14 protein-coding genes and 1 pseudogene are annotated in these 17,114 nt (G+C 65.4%); 1 reads left to right on the top strand and 14 read right to left on the bottom strand.

Features of this window, described 5'->3' with window-relative positions:
• Positions 1–83 precede the first annotated feature (83 nt).
• The 11 genes from N687_RS24300 to N687_RS0101040 all read right to left on the bottom strand — a co-directional run bounded on the left by N687_RS24300 (position 84) and on the right by N687_RS0101040 (position 10,847).
• Positions 84–2,093, bottom strand: a complete 2,010-nt coding sequence (locus N687_RS24300) for a type IV pilus modification PilV family protein (RefSeq protein WP_197029180.1) — start codon at positions 2,091–2,093, stop codon at positions 84–86.
• 1 nt (position 2,094) lies between these two features.
• Positions 2,095–2,700 carry a prepilin-type N-terminal cleavage/methylation domain-containing protein gene (locus N687_RS0101085; RefSeq protein WP_269320478.1) on the bottom strand — a complete coding sequence of 202 codons (606 nt, stop codon included), beginning with the start codon at positions 2,698–2,700 and terminating at the stop codon, positions 2,095–2,097.
• Positions 2,631–3,056, bottom strand: coding sequence for a type IV pilus modification PilV family protein (locus N687_RS24295; RefSeq protein WP_029420104.1), 426 nt, complete (start codon positions 3,054–3,056; stop codon positions 2,631–2,633). The genes N687_RS0101085 and N687_RS24295 overlap by 70 nt, the downstream gene beginning before the upstream one ends.
• Before the next feature lie 7 nt (positions 3,057–3,063).
• Complete coding sequence (locus N687_RS0101075) at positions 3,064–3,642, bottom strand: hypothetical protein (protein ID WP_029420103.1); 579 nt, start codon at positions 3,640–3,642, stop codon at positions 3,064–3,066.
• Between the two features lie 55 nt (positions 3,643–3,697).
• A complete protein-coding gene (locus N687_RS0101070; RefSeq protein ID WP_029420102.1) occupies positions 3,698–4,264 on the bottom strand; it encodes a PilN domain-containing protein in 567 nt (188 codons plus the stop codon).
• A complete protein-coding gene (gene pilM, locus N687_RS0101065) occupies positions 4,261–5,205 on the bottom strand; it encodes a type IV pilus biogenesis protein PilM (RefSeq protein ID WP_029420101.1) in 945 nt (314 codons plus the stop codon). The genes N687_RS0101070 and pilM overlap by 4 nt, the downstream gene beginning before the upstream one ends.
• Positions 5,206–5,249: 44 nt before the next feature.
• Positions 5,250–5,777 carry a type II secretion system protein GspG gene (locus N687_RS21830; RefSeq protein WP_051662842.1) on the bottom strand — a complete coding sequence of 176 codons (528 nt, stop codon included), beginning with the start codon at positions 5,775–5,777 and terminating at the stop codon, positions 5,250–5,252.
• Between the two features lie 186 nt (positions 5,778–5,963).
• Positions 5,964–7,265, bottom strand: coding sequence for a type II secretion system F family protein (locus N687_RS0101055; protein WP_029420099.1), 1,302 nt, complete (start codon positions 7,263–7,265; stop codon positions 5,964–5,966).
• Complete coding sequence (locus tag N687_RS0101050) at positions 7,266–8,303, bottom strand: type IV pilus twitching motility protein PilT (protein ID WP_029420098.1); 1,038 nt, start codon at positions 8,301–8,303, stop codon at positions 7,266–7,268.
• Positions 8,304–8,349: 46 nt separating this feature from the next.
• A complete protein-coding gene (locus N687_RS0101045; RefSeq protein ID WP_029420097.1) occupies positions 8,350–10,008 on the bottom strand; it encodes a GspE/PulE family protein in 1,659 nt (552 codons plus the stop codon).
• A 35-nt stretch (positions 10,009–10,043) separates the two neighbouring features.
• Positions 10,044–10,847 carry a prepilin peptidase gene (locus tag N687_RS0101040; RefSeq protein ID WP_197029178.1) on the bottom strand — a complete coding sequence of 268 codons (804 nt, stop codon included), beginning with the start codon at positions 10,845–10,847 and terminating at the stop codon, positions 10,044–10,046.
• A gap of 225 nt (positions 10,848–11,072) precedes the next feature.
• Here N687_RS0101040 and N687_RS23615 point away from each other — a divergent pair, with 225 nt between their 5' ends.
• Positions 11,073–11,243 carry a hypothetical protein gene (locus N687_RS23615; protein ID WP_156039993.1) on the top strand — a complete coding sequence of 57 codons (171 nt, stop codon included), beginning with the start codon at positions 11,073–11,075 and terminating at the stop codon, positions 11,241–11,243.
• Positions 11,244–11,328: 85 nt separating this feature from the next.
• On the opposite strand, the pseudogene murC reads toward N687_RS23615, so the two are convergent.
• The 3 genes and pseudogenes from murC to N687_RS0101020 all read right to left on the bottom strand — a co-directional run bounded on the left by murC (position 11,329) and on the right by N687_RS0101020 (position 16,841).
• Positions 11,329–12,719: pseudogene (gene murC / locus N687_RS20520) on the bottom strand (UDP-N-acetylmuramate--L-alanine ligase).
• Between the two features lie 14 nt (positions 12,720–12,733).
• Complete coding sequence (locus N687_RS0101025; RefSeq protein WP_029420095.1) at positions 12,734–14,134, bottom strand: bifunctional folylpolyglutamate synthase/dihydrofolate synthase; 1,401 nt, start codon at positions 14,132–14,134, stop codon at positions 12,734–12,736.
• Between the two features lie 46 nt (positions 14,135–14,180).
• Complete coding sequence (locus N687_RS0101020; RefSeq protein WP_029420094.1) at positions 14,181–16,841, bottom strand: valine--tRNA ligase; 2,661 nt, start codon at positions 16,839–16,841, stop codon at positions 14,181–14,183.
• Between the last annotated feature and the right edge of the window lie 273 nt (positions 16,842–17,114).

Raw genomic sequence — 17,114 nt, 5'->3', positions numbered from 1 at the left:
AACAGGTTTGCTACAGTATATCGGATCTCGCGGAAAAATTGCAAACGCCACCATCGTGCGCTGCCTGCTGCCATTGCCATCCCTCACGGGATGGTCACAGGTTGTGGCAGCGGCTGCAGGGTAAGCCCAGACAGGATGCCCGACTTCGGCCCGTCCACGTCTCCAATCCCCGGCATCGCCTGCGGCGGGTGCTGGATGGCACTTGGATTGTAGCCCAGGAACAGCCTGCGGGCGACGTCAGCCTGATCTGCCATCTGCCCGTCGATGACCACGTTCGCCCCGGCCACTCCGCCATAAATCCGGTAATATCCATCCACCCCGTTTACAAAGATATTCCCCGCGCTGTTCAGAAATGCATACAACCCAATCGGATTAGAAAACTCGGGCTGGGTGCCCGGCTCCGGGGTCAGCGAAATGTCCCCGTCCGCAAACAGCACCCATGGGCTCTGCTGCGTGGCACCCGCCCCGTTTTCCCCCGGGTCGATGACGATGTCGCCAGAAACGAAGACTGCCGCGGTGGTGTCGAGTTGCCCTTGCACCGTAAGGTTTCCATCGATGTACAACGGCCCTCGCATGTGCAGCACAGCTCCAGGCGGGATCGTCAGGTCCCCTGTGAAATACATCGGACCCGTGACCGTCGACTCACCCGGTACACTGTAAAAGCCGTCACGGACGGACACCACGCCCCCGCTTGCTGGCAGGGGATCGCCCGGATTGCGAATGGTTGTCGATCCGATCTGCTGCGCCTGACTTTGAATCACGTCGTGGTACTTCGAAACCACTGCGCCCACCAGGTTATCGAGCGACCCTCCAGTGGTCACGCGGCCGCCGTTGAGGTAATCCGTCAATTGCCAGGGGTCTTGCAGGGTCAAATGGGTGCCATCCACATAGAACAACGTTGGCGCCGGCCCGCTGAACCCGGTGAAGGCGGACATCTGCGGCGTGTACAATGTGCCCCCGGCGTCCAGCTGCGCCGGCTTGGATTGAGCTCCCGGCAGCTGGGCGATAAACGAAATGCCCTGCCCGAGGTACGTCAGGTACGGGGAGGGGGTTCCATTCCCATTCCCATTCCCATTCCCGTTGCCATTCCCGTTTCCGTTGCCATTTCCGTTGCCATTGCCATTGCCATTGCCATTGCCATTGCCGTTGCCATTGCCATTGCCGTTGCCATTGCCGTTGCCATTGCCGTTGCCATTCCCGTTGCCGTTTCCGTTCCCGTTGCCGTTGCCATTCCCGTTGCCGTTGCCGTTCCCATGGCCGTTCCCGTTCCCATTTCCGTTCCCATTTCCGTTGCCATTTCCGTTGCCATTTCCGTTGCCATTTCCGTTGCCATTGCCGTGACCGTTGCCGTTTCCGTTGCCACTTCCATTTCCGTTGCCGTTCCCGTTGCCATTCCCGTTGCCGTTGCCGTTCCCATGGCCGTTCCCGTTCCCATTTCCGTTGCCGGATTGTACCAGATCCTGGGCTGCCCACGCGGCATGACTGAAATACACCCCGCCGCCGGCTGCAAGCTGGCCCTGCATCTCTGGCGATCCGCACACATACAGGTGGTTGGCTGCGTAGGCCGCATAGGAAAACGATGGCAGGGCGTTGGAGATGGTGACAACGGTTTGCAGAGATTCACTGGCGCTCCCGCTCCTTGCGGTGACGCGGATGCGAAAATTCTGGAATATGTAACCAGCGGGTTGATGTGGATCAGACAACGATACAGAGGCCAGATTGCTGTCACCAGGGCCGGTGAGCAAGTCGACCTGCGCTGTGATGTCTCGGTTGGCAAACATGTAGGGAAGCTGGATGGTATTGAGAAACTGGGTCCAAGCCTGCATCCCTTGCTGTACAACCTTGCCGTCCAGCGAACCGCTGGGAATATAGGTCGAGATCCACTGCGGTATCTGAAACTCATACTTCATCTCGTCGTACACGGTGAGCACGGCGCTGCGCGCGTCCATCAGCGCCTGGGCGCTGTCGAGCGAACGTTTGGTCGCGTTCATTTCCTGGGCGGACGCGCCGAGGACGGCGGTCAACATCACGGTGAGAATGAGGACGGCGGCCAGTACCGTGACCAGCGTCGACCCCTGCTCCTTGTGCGCCAACTCAGTTCCCCCCGCCCACCACGTACGTGGATGTCAGTTGTCTGGAGATCGGCTGGCCCAGGTACGTCCCCTGGAGCGTGACGGTGACCAGGGATCCCTGGACCTGAAACTGGGTGCCGGCAAGCGACACCATGGGCAGCCGCCACACCACGTCCTTGGACTGCCCGGTGGACGAGTTGGTTTTCACCTCGAGGCCGCAAACGTCCATTCCGTCAACCACGTCCACCTGCTTCACATAGACCTCCACTGTGCCCCCGTCAGCCGTCTCGCACGTCAACTCAGAGGGCCCCGCGGATGTGACAGCCGACACGTTCTGAAACGTTTCGCGCAACTGTTTGTCTATCGACACCAACCCGGTCTGGACCACCTGTCTGGCCTCCAGCCAAGGCAGGGTGCGCTGCTCGAAAAAATATGCCGCCAAGACGCCGCCGGCGAGAATTCCGGTCAGCGCCAATGCGGCCAACAGCTCCACCAGAGTGAGCCCAGACTCGGAGGAAGAGCGCGGAGAAACGGGGCTGCGCGTCTTCGGAGGGTAATTCAGTAAGGAAACAGCTGGCTTCGCGTGACTGTCTCCTGCACCTGCCGTTGCAGTATTCGCGTGGTCCACGTGACCGTCACCTCCGCCTCCACCTCCGCCGGACGCTGGACACCTGGCAGCTGCCAGGTCCTGTAGGGGGCTTGTCCTCGTGCAGGGATCACCGTGTATTGAATCCCATTTACCGTTCTGGTGTACGTCCCCTGGCTGATTACCGTGTCGGCGCCGTACTGCGCCATGTGAGCGATGGCTTCCTCCGCCAACAGTGCCGCCGTCCTCCGCTGGGCATCCACCGCCGTCTGAGTGTACATCCCGTCCACCAACGCCAACAGGGCGGTCAGGAACACGCCCAAGACGGTCACCGCGGCCAAAACCTCGACCAGCGTCAAACCGGTCTCCAGCCTGACACCGCCCATGCGATCGCGCACGCCGCCGTCACCCCTTCCCCGCGTACGGGAAGATGGCCTGTATCATCAGTTTCGCGCTCCCGCTGGACGGATTGGCGACCTGCGCACGACGCGTCACAGTGAGGCGGGCTCCGGTTTGCAGACGGTCGAGAAAGTCAAGCAATTGCGCCCTCGTCCCGGTCGCAGTGAGCGACACGGAGACCGCATGCGCGCTTTGCTGGCCCGGAGAAGCTGCGCCTCCCGTGGTGGCGGCAGCTCCCGTCGCCGTCGCGGCAGGACCGCCGGTGCCGGTATCCGTCAGAGTGAGCCCGGTGACCGTAACGTGTGCGGCTTGCGCCAAGCCGGCAACCTCATCCAACAACTCCGGCTCTTCGGCGGTCAGGGGAACCTGGCCTGAGGACTGGCTTGAGCCGGCCGCGGCGTCGCGGATCGCCTTCCGCAGGCGAGCCGCTTCTGCCTCGGTAGCGGCCAATTGGTGCTGAGCCGCGGCCAAGTCCGCGTTCGTCCGTACGGCCCGCCACCGTTCGTATCCGAACCCGCAACCCGCCATGACCGTTAGCACAGACAGCCCCGCCAGGGCAGTGCGCACCGTGACTTGCCGCTGCATCCGACACCCCCCCGCTTTCCCGTCCAGTCATGTCCTCGGCCCCGGTCGAATCTCGTCACGATCCCGCAGCCGGCGCGGAGCCCGCAGAAAACACCACGATCAGAGCAAAACCGTACGCACCCGATCCGGACTGTTGCACATCGCTGACCCAGGCGCTGGTCGCTCCAGGCAATCCCAGCAGAGCCCGCTGGTACTCCGACACCGCCGTAATGCTGGGTGCCTCACCGGTCAGGCTCAGTTGCTTGCCGTCCCAGGCCAGGTTGGAGATCGTCAGGCCGGCCGGAGCATTCGCCCACACCTGGTTGAAGAGTGGGGCCAGTCTCCGCTGTTCCCCGTACTGGGCGGTCAGGCGCGACGCCCGCTGCAGGTTGCTCCACTGCTGTGAGAGTGCGGTTGTTTCCGCCGCGGCCCTGCCCAACTGAGCCTTCACGTCGGCGAGCAAGGCCGAACGCCGATCCACCGCGGCCAGCTCGCTCCAGCCTAAGGCGGTGAACGCGACGGCAGCGATGCCCAGCACCCCGGCGCAAATGGCCGCGATGGAGCCGGAGTAGCGTTCAGACACCGATTCCTGCGGCAGCAGGTTGACCGCCATCACGCCATCCTGCCAACGCGCCTTGCTCACGGGAACCCACCTTTCAGCGCCAGACCCACCGCTGTGGCGTAGGCGGCGGAGTGGTTCACGGCTGCCCCTCGGCGCCAAACCACTTCGGCAGGCAGCGGCTGCACCGGCAGACCCAACAGGCCGCTGAGCCGCGCGGCAGCAGCCGCCTCATCACTGAGGAGACCTGCCAGCCACACCCCGTCCACCGGCAACTCACGCCCGGCCAAGTTGAATTGGAAAAACTTGATCACCCGGTCCACCTCGTACGCCACGTCGGCCAGCCGGCCGTCCACCACGGTGCCTTCGTCGACGCCGTTCGACAGATTTTCGACAGTGCGAAGAAAATACAACGCCCCGCCGGCGACCACCGAAATCGTCGTGTCGGCATCATCCAGCTGCAACAGCACCCGCACCCCGGCCGCCTGCCATGCGTCCGGCCCGGCGGCCCGCAGCCGTGCGAGCGGGGCCAGGTCAACCGCCCGCGGGCGCAGGCCGGCCGAACGCACCACCTGCAGCGCCCACTGCACGTACCCGCGCGGGGCAGCCACCAAACACACCGGCACTTCATCGCCCGGGTCGTCGGCAACCAGTTGCGGCACCCTGACCACGTCGAACACCGGATCGTCAAACGGCAGGTGGATGGTCTCGCCCAGTTCCAGCGCGACCGCCTGCCGTAACGCCCGGTCCGGCAGCGGCGGCATCTTCAGCAGCCTGACCGTCACCCGTTCGCTCGGTACCCCAATGACCACCCGGCAGTTCCGCAGCCGGTGCCGGCGGGAAAAATCACGGAGCTGGCCGACGAAGGCGTCTGTTGCCTGTAGCTCGTTCCCGTCGGCCAGCTCACCCTCGATGGCCCCCAACACCTCAGGCCCGCGGGAGCTAAACCTGACCGCCACACACCGGCACCCGGTGCGCGTGAATTCGATGCCCACTGCCCGCCGCCGCCACAGGTGCCAAGTCATCGCATGTGTAGCCTCCAGTCGGCTGCGCCGAGATTCGTATCGAGTTACCGCCAATTTTGGAGTTGACTTGGATTGTCCACAGGTTGTGCCATCGAGTTGCTCAAGTACAGGGTGTCACCCGGATCACCGCTATTGATAGCTTTGTCAGTCACAAGTTCGAAGTAAGTGCCGTCCGATTTATACCAAAAGTCCTGGTTCCATGCGTCCTTTGGAATTGCCTGCAAGTACCCGACTTTTGATTTCCCGTTGGGAGATGCTACCAGAACATCGTTCAGAGCAGAGGAAGCGGGATACCAACCGTACCCGGGAGAAACAGGATACTGTCCGTTCCCTTCCTCCATGGCATACCGCTGCAGGGCCTCCGAAATTACGACCATGCTCTGTTCGGTGGTTTTCTTCTTGGAGTCGTTGATGGACCCCATAACCGCAGGTACGGCCATGGCCGCGATCAAGCCGAGGATAACAATGACGGCGAGCATCTCGATCAGCGTCAAGCCTCGCTCGCCCTGCTCGCGCCGCTGCTCCATCTCTTGCAGCCGCACCAAAACCGTTTGTTTCAGCTTCTCTTTCATTCACCCATCCCCTTTCCATTCGTCGTCCGCCGTGTTGCGGCCGCGGCTCGTTGTCAGCCACGTTTCTCTTCCCTGGCCACCTGTGTCTGTGTCGTGCCTGCCCACGCGCCGGCCGGACTCGGCCCGGCGTTGCCGATCCAATCTCGAATATACGACGCCTATGGCAAATTCCCTTCTGGCCCACGTTCATCCGAGACTTCCAATTTGTTGGTAGATAGCGAACATGGGTGCGATCACGGACAGCACAATCGTGCCCACAATGACCGCCAGCACCAGCACCAACATCGGTTCCAGCAAGGCCTTCAGGCGGTCTGCCAACGCCTCGGTTTCCGCCTCATAAAAATCGGCCACCTTCCCCAACATGAGGTCCAGGTTTCCCGTCTCCTCGCCGACGCGGATCATGTGCGTCACCAACGGAGGAAACACTGGCTCCCCCGCCAGCCGCTGCGACATCGGCTGGCCCATGGCGATCCCCTCGCGCGCGTGCAGGAGCCCCTGCGCCACCACCGCATTGTCGACGGCGGACGCGGTCAGGTCGAGGCACTGCAGGACCGGCACGCCGCTGGCGAACAGGGTCCCCATGGTGCGGGCCATGGTGGCCATGGCAGACTTCAACGCCAACTGACCGAACACCGGCACCCTCAGCCGCAACCTGTCCCGCATCAAGCGGAACCGCTCATGGCGCAGCGCCACCCGGTAGCCGGCGTACAACAGCACCGCCGCCGCCAGCACTAAGAACCAGGCGTGGACGAAAACAGAGGACACGTCCATCACCACGCGCGTCGGCAGTGGCAGCGGGGCGTTGTAATTGCGAAACAACGCCACAAACGTCGGCACCACCTTGACCAGCAGGAACACGGTGACCAAGACGGCGACCAAGCTCACCAAGACCGGATACGCCAGCGCCGACTTGACTTTCTCGCGGGTGTAGTGCTGCTTCTCGAAGTGGACGGCTGCGCGCTCCAAGACCTCGTCCAGGCTGCCGGACGCCTCACCGGCCCGCACCAAGTTGGTCAACAGCGGCGGAAACGCCCGCGTCCTCGCCGCCAGGGCAGCGGACAGCTGGTGGCCCGTGTGCATCTCCCCCACCACTTCCAACAACACGGCAGCTAGGCGGCGGTTCTCCGTCTCCGCCGCCAACACCTCGACCGCGCTCGCCACGCCGACGCCCGCCCGCACCAACGTCGCCAGCTGGCGGGAGAATACGGCCAGGTCTTTGGCCGTCACCGAGCCTCCCGTGGGAAGACGCCCCGTCGTCAGCGCCCGCGGCCACCCCTCCAAGCGGGCCCGCAGCCCGGCCGGTGCGCTGACGCGCCAGCGGGGTGCATCCTCCCCTGCGCGCACGGCCTTCTCGGCGGTGGCCGCCAGCTCCGTCGCGTACAAGCCGCTCTCGCGCAGCTTGCGCAAGGCCTCGCGGCGGTCCTCAGCCGCCACGCGCCCGCGCCTGCGTTTGCCGCGTGCGTCCACGGCCTTGTAGCGAAACTCCATTTACGACACCCCGACTCCCTGTACGCCCGCCGATTGCACCGCGGACGCCGGCAACACACCGCGGCCCACCAGTTCGCGCAGGTGCATCTCCATCGTCTGCATGCCGAACGCCCGGCCTGTCTGCATCACCGAGCGAATCTGGTGGGTCTTTTCCGTGCGAATCAGGTTCGCCACCGCGGGGGTATTGACCAACACCTCCACCGCCGCCACGCGCCCGCGGCCATCAGCTCGCTTGTACAGCCGCTGCGTGACCACGCCCTGCAGCACCGACGCGATCTGCAGCCGCACCTGGGCCTGCTGGGACGCCGGAAACACGTCAATTATGCGGTCGACGGTCTGCACCGCATCGCTGGTGTGCAGGGTGGCGAACACCAGGTGACCCGTCTCCGCCGCCGTGATGGCCGTCTGCATGGTCTCCAGGTCCCGCATCTCCCCGACCAGGATGACGTCCGGGTCCTGGCGCAGGGCGGCCCGCAGCGCCGGCCCGAAGCTGTGCGTGTCGAGGCCAATCTCGCGCTGATTGATGATGGACAGGTGGTGCCGGTGCAGGTATTCGATCGGATCTTCCAGCGTGATGATGTGCTTGCGCTGGGTGTGGTTGATGTGGTCAATCATGGCCGCCAGTGTCGTCGACTTGCCGCTGCCCGTCGGCCCCGTGACCAAGACCAGACCGTTCGGCTTGTCCGTGAACGAGCGCAACACCTCCGGCAACCCGAGGTCCTCCAGCTTCGGGACCTGATTCGGAACCACCCTGGCCGCGATGCTGACGCACCCGCGCTGCCGGTACACGTTCACGCGGTAACGGGACACGCCCGGCAGGCTGAAGGAGAAGTCGATCTCGCCCGCCGCCGCGAACGCCTCCCACTGTGGGCTCGTCATCAGGGCGCGCGCCATCCCTTCTGTGTCGGCTGGCGACAGTGGATCCCCCTCCGCCACGAGTTCCCCGTTCACGCGCAGGACAGGCGGCGCATTGACCGACAGGTGCAGGTCGGACGCACCGGCCGCCTTCGCCTGCGCCAGCAGTTGCAAGATGTCCATCTGGCTCCTCCTTCCCGTTGCTGCGCATCCACGGCACGCCCGCCGCTTACTCGCGCAAGGTCACCCGCATCACTTCCGCCAGCGTCGTGCGCCCGGCCAAGGCCTTTTCGATCCCGTCGTCGACCATCAGGGTCATCCCGTTTGCCGTGGCGTGCCGGCGGTAGTCGGAGTCGGGCCGCTTCTCGACCACCATCGCGCGCAGGGTATCGTCCATCCGCAGCACCTCGTGCACCGCCACCCGGCCGCGATAGCCGGTGCGCCCGCAGTACCCGCAGCCGTGTCCGCGCAACAGCTTGTCCGCCCGTACGCCCCGCCGCTCCAAGAACGCCTGCTCCGCTGCCGCAGGCGCGTACGCCTCCGCGCACTGGTCGCACACCCTGCGCACCAGCCGTTGCGCCACCACACCCAGCACCGCGGACGCCACCAAGTACGGTTCGATGCCCATGTCCACGAGGCGAGTGAGGGCGCTGACCGCGTCGTTGGTGTGCAGGGTGCTCAGCACCAGGTGCCCGGTGAGGGCCGCCCGGATGGCGATCTCGGCCGTCTCCGCGTCCCGGATCTCACCCACCATCACCACGTCCGGGTCTTGGCGCAGGATGGAGCGCAGCCCGCGCGCAAACGTCAGGCCGGTGGCCGGGTTGACCTGAACCTGGTTGACTCCCGGCAGTTGGTACTCCACCGGGTCTTCGATGGTGATGACGTTTCGCTCCTCCGAATTGAGTGCGCGCAGCGCGGCGTACAGAGTGGACGTCTTGCCGCTGCCCGTGGGTCCGGTGATGAGGACCATTCCGTGCGAGGCCCGAATCAAGCTCCGAAACACCGCCTCATTGGCAGCCGACAAGCCGAGACCGGCGATGTCCATCACCCCTTGCCGCGGGTCGAGCAGACGCAGCACACACCGCTCTCCGTGCACTGTCGGCAGCGTGGCCACGCGTACGTCCACCTTCCGGGCCCCGTCTTCCACGGCGGTTCTCCCGTCCTGAGGCAGCCGGCGCTCCGCGACGTTCAAATTGGCCATGATCTTCAGCCGCGTCAACACCACCGATTGCATCGAGCGCGGCAACACCTGCTCGGTGCGCAGCACCCCGTCCACCCGGTAGCGGATGCGCAAACCATCCGGCGCCGGATCGATGTGGATGTCGCTGGCGCGCATCGCCAAGCCTTGCTGGATGATCTGGTTGACCAGGCGCACGACCGGCGCGTCCTCGTTCGTGACTTGGCTGGTCAACTCTTCCTCGGCGGGCCGCACCACCGCTTTCAACTCGTCGACGGATTCCCGCATACCGTAGTAGCGCTCGATGAAGGCGCGCAACTCGTCTTTCGACGCGATCGCCGGCTCTATCTGAAACCCGGTGGACATCTGCAGGTCCTCGATGGCGTAGAAATCGAGCGGATCGGCCATCGCCACCGTCAGCCGCTGCTTGTCCTTCTTGACCGGAAACGCCAGATGGCGCCTCGCCAACGCCTCTGGCACGAGCTGAACCACACTCGGGTCGACAGCGTACCGGTACAGGTTGATGTGCGGGATGCCGAGTTGAAACTCCAGCGCCTCGATGATCTGCTCCTCGGTGACGTACCCCTTTTTGATCAACAGTTCTCCAATGCGTGCCTTGGTCTCACGCTGTGTCTGCAGGACGTCCTGCAGCTGCTCCTGCGTGATCAGGCCCATCTCCACCAGCAGGTCCCCCAGCCGTTTTCGCGCCATCGTGCATCACCCCCCTCCCCAAGGCAACGTCGCTGTCAGCCGGCCCACCCGAGCACCTCGCGCAGATACCAGCTGGTCAGGGCATCCCCGAACCACACGGCCGTCACCACGCCCATGGCGATGAACGGCACGAAGGGCACCGGCTGGCGCGGCTTCAGCCAGCCCACCGCGCGCATGCCGTAACCGATCACCGTACCGTACACGGACGCCAAAACGAGCGACTCCAACCCGCCCCAGAAGCCGAGCATGGCGCCGATGCTGGCGTACAGCTTGACGTCACCCAGGCCCATCCGGCCGCGCGATAGCAGATGAATCCCCCACAGCGTCAGCGTGCAGCCTGCCATGCCGAGCAGAGCCCCGCCCGCGCTCCGCACCCCGGAGGCGATCACCAATCCCAGCACCACAGCGGCCCCGGGCAAAGACAGGACGTTCGGCACCCGCATCGAGGTCAGGTCCGTGGCCACAGTCGCCAACAACAGCAGCCAGAACACGGACCATGCCAGGCCTTCCAGAAGGCGGTCGGCGTGGACCGCCGTCAACGCGAACAGCGCCCCCGCCGCCAACTCGATGCAAGGGTACCTCAGCGGAATTGGATTGCGGCACGTCCGGCAACGCCCCCCGAGCATGAGCCAAGACACGGCCGGGATAAGCTCCCAGGCGCTCAGTGTCCGGCCGCAGTCCGGGCAATGGGACCGCGGAAACACCACCGACTCCCCGCGGGGTACGCGGTACCCGACCACGTTGATGAACGAGCCGAACAACAAACCGAACATAAAGCCCATCCAGGCGAACACCGGCCCGGTCCATCCGCCCGCGGACACACCCTCGACCCCTTCCATGCCCTCTGCCGCCTTGCGGCAGAAAGCCGCCGTCCGAATCTCTCCTCTGACGCTGTCGCGTGTATTCGACCTCTCCCTGCAAAAATCCTGTCGATTCGACCGGAACTTGTCGAATTTTATCGAGCAGTGTTGAATAGGCGCGTGTGTGTTCAGCAGGGGCATGGTATACTGAAAGCAGGGACAAGCTTGGCGGAATTCAAGCCGGGGTCTGAGGGGGGCTGTGCGATGGACTGGAAGAGAACGGTCGCCGTGGTCATTGTCGGCGTGATCACATTCGTGCTGCTCATGGCATTTCTGAATCTGGCCATCAAGCTCGCCCTGTTCGCGGCCCTGGTGGCACTGGCCTTTTACTGGTTCGCACGGGCCAGGGAGAGCTGGCGGCGGCGCAGACCGTGAGGAACGCCGAGACGATACGCGCAGGCGGATATCGATGACGAGGGGCCACCCCGCTGGGGTGGCCCCTTTTGCTTCGCATTTTCCGTTACGCGTACGCCGTCTCCTGTAGGCCTCCCAGGGCGGCGCCGAGCCGGTAGGCGACCTGCCAGATGTCGCCCGCACCCATCGTCAGCACCAGATCGCCCGGGCGGACGGTGTGGACCAGATACTCGTAGACATCGTCCTTCGTGGATAAAAAGCGGGTGTTCGGATTGCTGTCGAGCCGGATGCGTTCCGCCAGTTTCTCTGCCGAGACGCCCTCGATCTGCTTCTCGCCCGCCGGGGAATAGATGTCGGTGATCACCACCTCGTCCGCCCCGCCGAAGGCCTTGGCGAAGGCGTCGAACAGGAAGAACGTGCGCGTGTACCGCTGCGGCTGAAAGACGGCGATGATGCGCCGGCCGGTCGTCTTCGCCGCCGCGATGGTCGCGCTGATCTCGGTGGGATGATGCGCGTAGTCGTCGATCACCAGGACGCCGCCTGCCTCCGCGATCACCTGGAAACGCCTCTTGGCGCCGTGGAATTCGTGCAGGGCCTGCGCGATGTCCGGATACCCCAGCCCCGCCTCCCGGCCTACCGCGATGGCCGCCAGGGCGTTCATCACGTTGTGAACACCGGGCAGGCTCAGCACCAGGGTGCCCAACCGCTCCCCGCGAAACCACACGGTGCAGTGGCTGCCGCGGTCGACCAACGCCACGTCGCGGGCGATGTAATCGGCGTCCTCGTCGATGGCGTACGTCATCACCCGGCACCGGGCCGCTGGGCGAATCTCACGCAGGTGCTCGTCCTGACCCGACATCACGCACAGGCCGCTCTCCGGGATCTGGCCGATGAATTGGGCATACGCCCGTTTGAGGTTCTCAAAACTTCCGCCGTAGTGCTCCAAGTGGTCCGGCTCGATGTTCGTCACCACGGCGATCTTCGGACGGTAGTGCAGAAACGACCCATCGCTCTCGTCAGCCTCGGCGACCACGTACTGCCCCGGCCCGCCTTCGCATTATCCCCGATGTTGCTGACGACGCCGCCGATCACGAAGGTGGGATCCAGCCCGCAGCGTTCCATCATGTAGGCGATCATCGAGGTTGTGGTGGTCTTGCCGTGGGCACCGGTCACTGCCACGCCGACCCGGTCCTCCATCAGGCGCGCCAGCATCTCGGACCGGTGCACAATGGGGATGTTGCGCCTGCGCGCTTCCTCCAGTTCGACATTGTCCTGAGGCAGCGCCGTGCTGTACACGACCAGGTCCGCGCCCGCCACCTGATTGGCGGCGTGGCCGCGATAAATGCGGGCGCCGAGATCGCGCAGCCGCTGGGTCAACTCCTGAGACGATACGTCGGAACCGGACACCTCATAGCCCAGATCCAGCATCACGCGCGCGATGGCGCTCATTCCGTAGCCGCCGATCCCGACGAAATGCACATGTTCGGAGCGATTCACGCACCTCACCGTCCTCACATCCGTAGATCTTCCGCTTGTTCCATAGCCTTCCTCGCCTCGTGCACCGTATACAGGGAACCCCACACGCACACCGGCCGCCCCAAGGTGCGCGCAAAGGCCAGCGCGTCCGCTACCGAAGGCCGGGTCTCGACCTGGACGCTGGGTGAAACGGTCCGAACCGCCTCCGCCAGTTGGGCGGCCCGCAGCGCCCGGGGCGAATCCGGCGCCGCTGCGATCACGCGGCCCGCCAATGGCAGAAGCGCCTCCAGCATGGGGCGCACCGGTTTGTCGCCCAAAACGCCGACGACCATCGTCCAATCCCCCGGCGTCTCCGCGGCATGTTTCGGCTCGCCCCTTGCCGCCGCCCCCATGCGGCCCCGTGTTCCGGCGTCATGCCCGGCTCCGCGCCCCAGCCCGCCGAGCTGGGCGAACTCGCGCAGGGACCGGGCCAGCGCCGTCGCCCCCGGCGGGTTGTGCGCGCCGTCCAGGACCACCAGCGGCGGCCCTTCGAACACTTCGAACCGCCCGGGCCAGCGCACGCGCATCAGTGCCTCGCGCAGCTCGCGAACCGATAGGCGTGGACAGACGCCGACCCGGCACGCCCATTCGTACATCGCGAGGGCGACGGCGGCGTTCTGGCGCTGGTGATCGCCGAACAGAGGCAGCGGCAGCTGCAGCCCATCCGCGTCAAGGCCGCGGTAGTCCAACCACTGGCAGCGGGCGTCCCGCCGCCACACCGTCGCCGACACGTCCGCCCCGCACACCGTCAGGGGTGCACCGACGGCTTTGGCCCGGCCGCGGATGACCTTGAGCGCCTCACCTTCCGCCGCGGTGACCGCGGGAACCCCCGGTTTCAGGATGCCGGCCTTCTCCCGGGCGATTTGGCGGAGCGTGTCTCCCAGCACATCCATGTGATCGAATCCCACGTTTGTGATGCCGGTGACGGCGGGCATCACCACATTCGTGGTGTCCAGCCGCCCGCCGAGCCCGGTCTCCCAGACGACGGCCTCCGCCCGTTCCTCGTGGAAGTACAGGATGGCCATCACGGTGAGCGCTTCGAACTCGGTCAGCGGATCGCCCGGAACGGCCGCTTCCGCGGCCTGCCGCACTGTCTCGGCCAGCCGTTCGAACACCGTCTCCGGAATAGGCCGCCCGTCCACCACGAAGCGGCCGCGGTACCCGTCGAAGGCGGGGGAGGTGTAGGTGGCCGTCCGCAGGCGTGCCGACAAGAGCGCGGTCAGGATGGCGCAGACGGACCCCTTCCCGTTGGTCCCCGCGACGTGCAGAAAGCGAAGCGCCTGCTGCGGATCGCCCAGGGCCGCCAACACCCGGCGAGTGCGGTCGAGACCGGGCTTCATGCCAAAGCGCGCCAGACTGCGCAGCCAATTCGCACCTTGCGGTGCGCCCACCGCCATAATCTATTCGCCTCCCGGGGCATTGGTCACATCCGCCCGTCCGCGGTCAGGATTGAAACTGGCGAATCCGTGCCTCGACCGCCTGCAGCTTCGCCTCGTAGTCGGCCAACTTGGCCCGCTCCCCTTCGACGACGTCGGCCGGCGCTTTGGCGACGAACTGCGGATTGGCCAGTTTCTTCTGCGCCCGAGCCACCTCCGCCTCCAGGCGGCTGCGCTCCTTTTGCAGCCGCTCCAGTTCGGCGGCGATGTCGACCAGCCCCGCCAGAGGCAGATACAGCTCTGCTCCCGTCACCACGGCGGTCATCGCCTGCGCGGGCGCGGAGGCATCGGGATCGATGGTCAACGCCGAGAGGTGACCGAACTTCCACAGGACGTCACGCACCGACTCGAACAGTTCGGCCGCCGCCGCATCCGCCGGCCGCACCACCAGCTCCACCGGCCGGCTCGGCGGCACATTCAGTTCCGCGCGGACGTTGCGCACAGCTCGCACCGCCTCCATCAGCTGCTGGGTGCGGCGGGCCGCGTCCTCGTCGAACAGCGACGCATCCACGGCCGGCCAGGCCGCCGCAATCAGGGCGTCGCCGGGGACCGGAAGAGACTGCCATATCTCCTCCGTGACGAACGGCACGAACGGGTGCAGCAGGCGCAGCAGGGTGTCCAGCACGTGCACCAAGACCGCACGGGTCTGCCCCTTGCGCGCCTCATCTTCGCCGTACAGCGACAGCTTCGCGAACTCGATGTACCAGTCGCAGAAGTCGTCCCAGGCGAAATCATACAGGGCGCGCCCGGCTTCGCCGAAATCGTACCGGTCGATGAGCTCGCCGACGGCGGCGACCGTCTCCTGCAGCCGATGCAGGATCCAGCGGTCGGGCAGCGTCAACGCCTCCCGATTGAGCGGCGGGATGGCGCCCCCGTCGGGCAGGTTCATCAGCACGAAGCGAGAGGCGTTCCACACCTTGTTGATGAAGTTCCGGGACGCCTCGACCTTCTCCCAGTAAAAGCGCTGATCGTTGCCGGGCGAGGTGCCGGTGGTCAGCGTGAAGCGCAGGGCGTCGGCGCCGTAGCGGTCGATCACCTCCAGCGGATCGACCCCGTTCCCGAGGCTCTTAGACATCTTTCGTCCATCGGAGGCCCGGATCAGTCCGTGGACCACCACAGTCGCGAACGGCATCTCTCCCGTGAACTCGAGCCCGGTGAACACCATCCGCGCGACCCAGAAGAACAGGATGTCGTACGCGGTGACGAGGGTGTCCGTCGGGTAATACCGGGCCAGGTCGCTCGTGTCGTCCGGCCAACCCATGGTCGAAAAGGGCCACAGGGCGGACGAAAACCAGGTGTCGAGCACGTCCTCGTCCTGATGCACTTCGCCGGAGCCGCAGTGACTGCACGCCGTCACGTCCTCCATAGCGACGGTGATGCCGCCGCAGGCGTCGCAGTACCAGGCCGGAATGCGGTGACCCCACCAGAGCTGGCGAGAGATGCACCAGTCGCGCACGTTCTCCAGCCAGTGCACGAACACCTTCTCGAACCGCTCTGGCACGAAGCGGAGCTTCCCCTCCTCGACGCCGCGGATGGCCGCCCGCGCGAGAGGCTCCATGCGGACAAACCACTGATCGGACAAGAACGGCTCCACGACCGTGTCGCAGCGGCTGCAGTGGCCGACGGCGTGCGTGATCCGCTCCGCCTTCACGACATACCCCTGCGCCTCCAGGTCGGCGGCGACCCGCCGCCGGGCCTCCTCCCGCGACAGGCCCTGGTACGGGCCGGCGAGCTCGGTCAACACACCGTCCGGGCCGATACAGCTGGGCGTCTCCAGGTTGTGGCGCAGGCCCACCTCGAAGTCGTTCGGGTCGTGGGCGGGCGTGATCTTCACGCAGCCGGTGCCGAACTCAGGGTCGACGTACGCGTCGGCGATCACGGGGATCTCCCGGTCCGTCAGCGACAGATGCACCGTCTTGCCGACGAGATCGCGATAGCGTTCGTCATCCGGGTGCACCGCGACGGCCACATCGGCGAACATCGTCTCAGGCCGCGTGGTCGCGACCACCACGTCTCCCTGCCCGTCCGTGCGCGGGTAGCGGACGTGATACAGCGTGCCTTCGACGTCGTTGTGCTCCACCTCGATGTCCGACAGCGCAGTCGAACAGCGCGGGCACCAGTTGATAATGCGGTTGCCGCGGTAGATCAGCCCCTTCTCGTAGAGGCGGACGAACACGGTCCGAACGGCGCGCGACAACCCTTCGTCCATGGTGAACCGCTCCCGGGACCAGTCGCACGACACGCCGAGGGCCCGCACCTGACTGGTGATCAGGTTACCGTACTTGTGCTTCCACGCCCACACCCGCTCGACGAACCGCTCCCGTCCCAGCTCGTGGCGAGTCGTGCCCTCCTCCTCGCGCAACATCCGTTCGACGCGCGCCTGGGTGGCGATGCCGGCGTGATCGGTCCCGGGCAGGTACAGGGCGTCGTAGCCGGCCATGCGCTTGTGGCGGATGATGATGTCCTGCAGGGTGTTGTTCCATGCGTGCCCGAGGTGCAGCGACCCGGTGACGTTCGGAGGCGGCATGACGATGGAGAACGCCGGCTTCGACGCGTCCTTGCCCGCCTGGAAGTACCCGCCTCGTTCCCAGAACTGGTAGATCTTCTGCTCCACTGCCTTCGGGTCGTACACCGGCGGCAGACTGGTGGAAGGTGCTGTGTGTGCCATCGCAGGTCCTCCTCCGCGATTCGTGTCGTTCACGCCGCGCCCGCAGCGGGTCCGCACGCCAACCGGCCAAACAAAAAACCTCCCGTCCTCATCAGGACGGAAGGTCGGTTCCGCGGTACCACCTGAATTCCCCCCGCGCAGGTGCGCGAAGGGCCCTCTGTCATCGATAACGGGATGACCCGGTCCGAAGACGGCTCGGAGACGACGTTCGGACGCGCGGCCGGGGTGGCTTCCAGCCGATGGCCACCCTCTCTGCGGAGCGGACCTCCGCTC

Source organism: Alicyclobacillus macrosporangiidus CPP55 (genome assembly GCF_000702485.1).
In the GTDB taxonomy this organism is placed as follows: domain Bacteria; phylum Bacillota; class Bacilli; order Alicyclobacillales; family Alicyclobacillaceae; genus Alicyclobacillus_H; species Alicyclobacillus_H macrosporangiidus_B.
Note: the sequence above shows the minus strand (reverse complement) of the source record. Positions and strands in the feature narration are given on the sequence as shown.

Excerpts from the sequence above, each read along its gene's own strand:
- N687_RS0101075 (WP_029420103.1), bottom strand. The coding sequence starts at position 3,642 with ATGCAGCGGCAAGTCACGGTGCGCACTGCCCTGGCGGGGCTGTCTGTG.
- pilM (WP_029420101.1), bottom strand. The coding sequence starts at position 5,205 with ATGACTTGGCACCTGTGGCGGCGGCGGGCAGTGGGCATCGAATTCACG.
- N687_RS21830 (WP_051662842.1), bottom strand. The coding sequence starts at position 5,777 with ATGAAAGAGAAGCTGAAACAAACGGTTTTGGTGCGGCTGCAAGAGATG.
- N687_RS0101055 (WP_029420099.1), bottom strand. The coding sequence starts at position 7,265 with ATGGAGTTTCGCTACAAGGCCGTGGACGCACGCGGCAAACGCAGGCGC.
- N687_RS0101050 (WP_029420098.1), bottom strand. The coding sequence starts at position 8,303 with ATGGACATCTTGCAACTGCTGGCGCAGGCGAAGGCGGCCGGTGCGTCC.
- N687_RS0101045 (WP_029420097.1), bottom strand. The coding sequence starts at position 10,008 with ATGGCGCGAAAACGGCTGGGGGACCTGCTGGTGGAGATGGGCCTGATC.
- N687_RS0101040 (WP_197029178.1), bottom strand. The coding sequence starts at position 10,847 with ATGGAAGGGGTCGAGGGTGTGTCCGCGGGCGGATGGACCGGGCCGGTG.
- N687_RS23615 (WP_156039993.1), top strand. The coding sequence starts at position 11,073 with ATGGACTGGAAGAGAACGGTCGCCGTGGTCATTGTCGGCGTGATCACA.
- N687_RS0101025 (WP_029420095.1), bottom strand. The coding sequence starts at position 14,134 with ATGGCGGTGGGCGCACCGCAAGGTGCGAATTGGCTGCGCAGTCTGGCG.
- N687_RS0101020 (WP_029420094.1), bottom strand. The coding sequence starts at position 16,841 with ATGGCACACACAGCACCTTCCACCAGTCTGCCGCCGGTGTACGACCCG.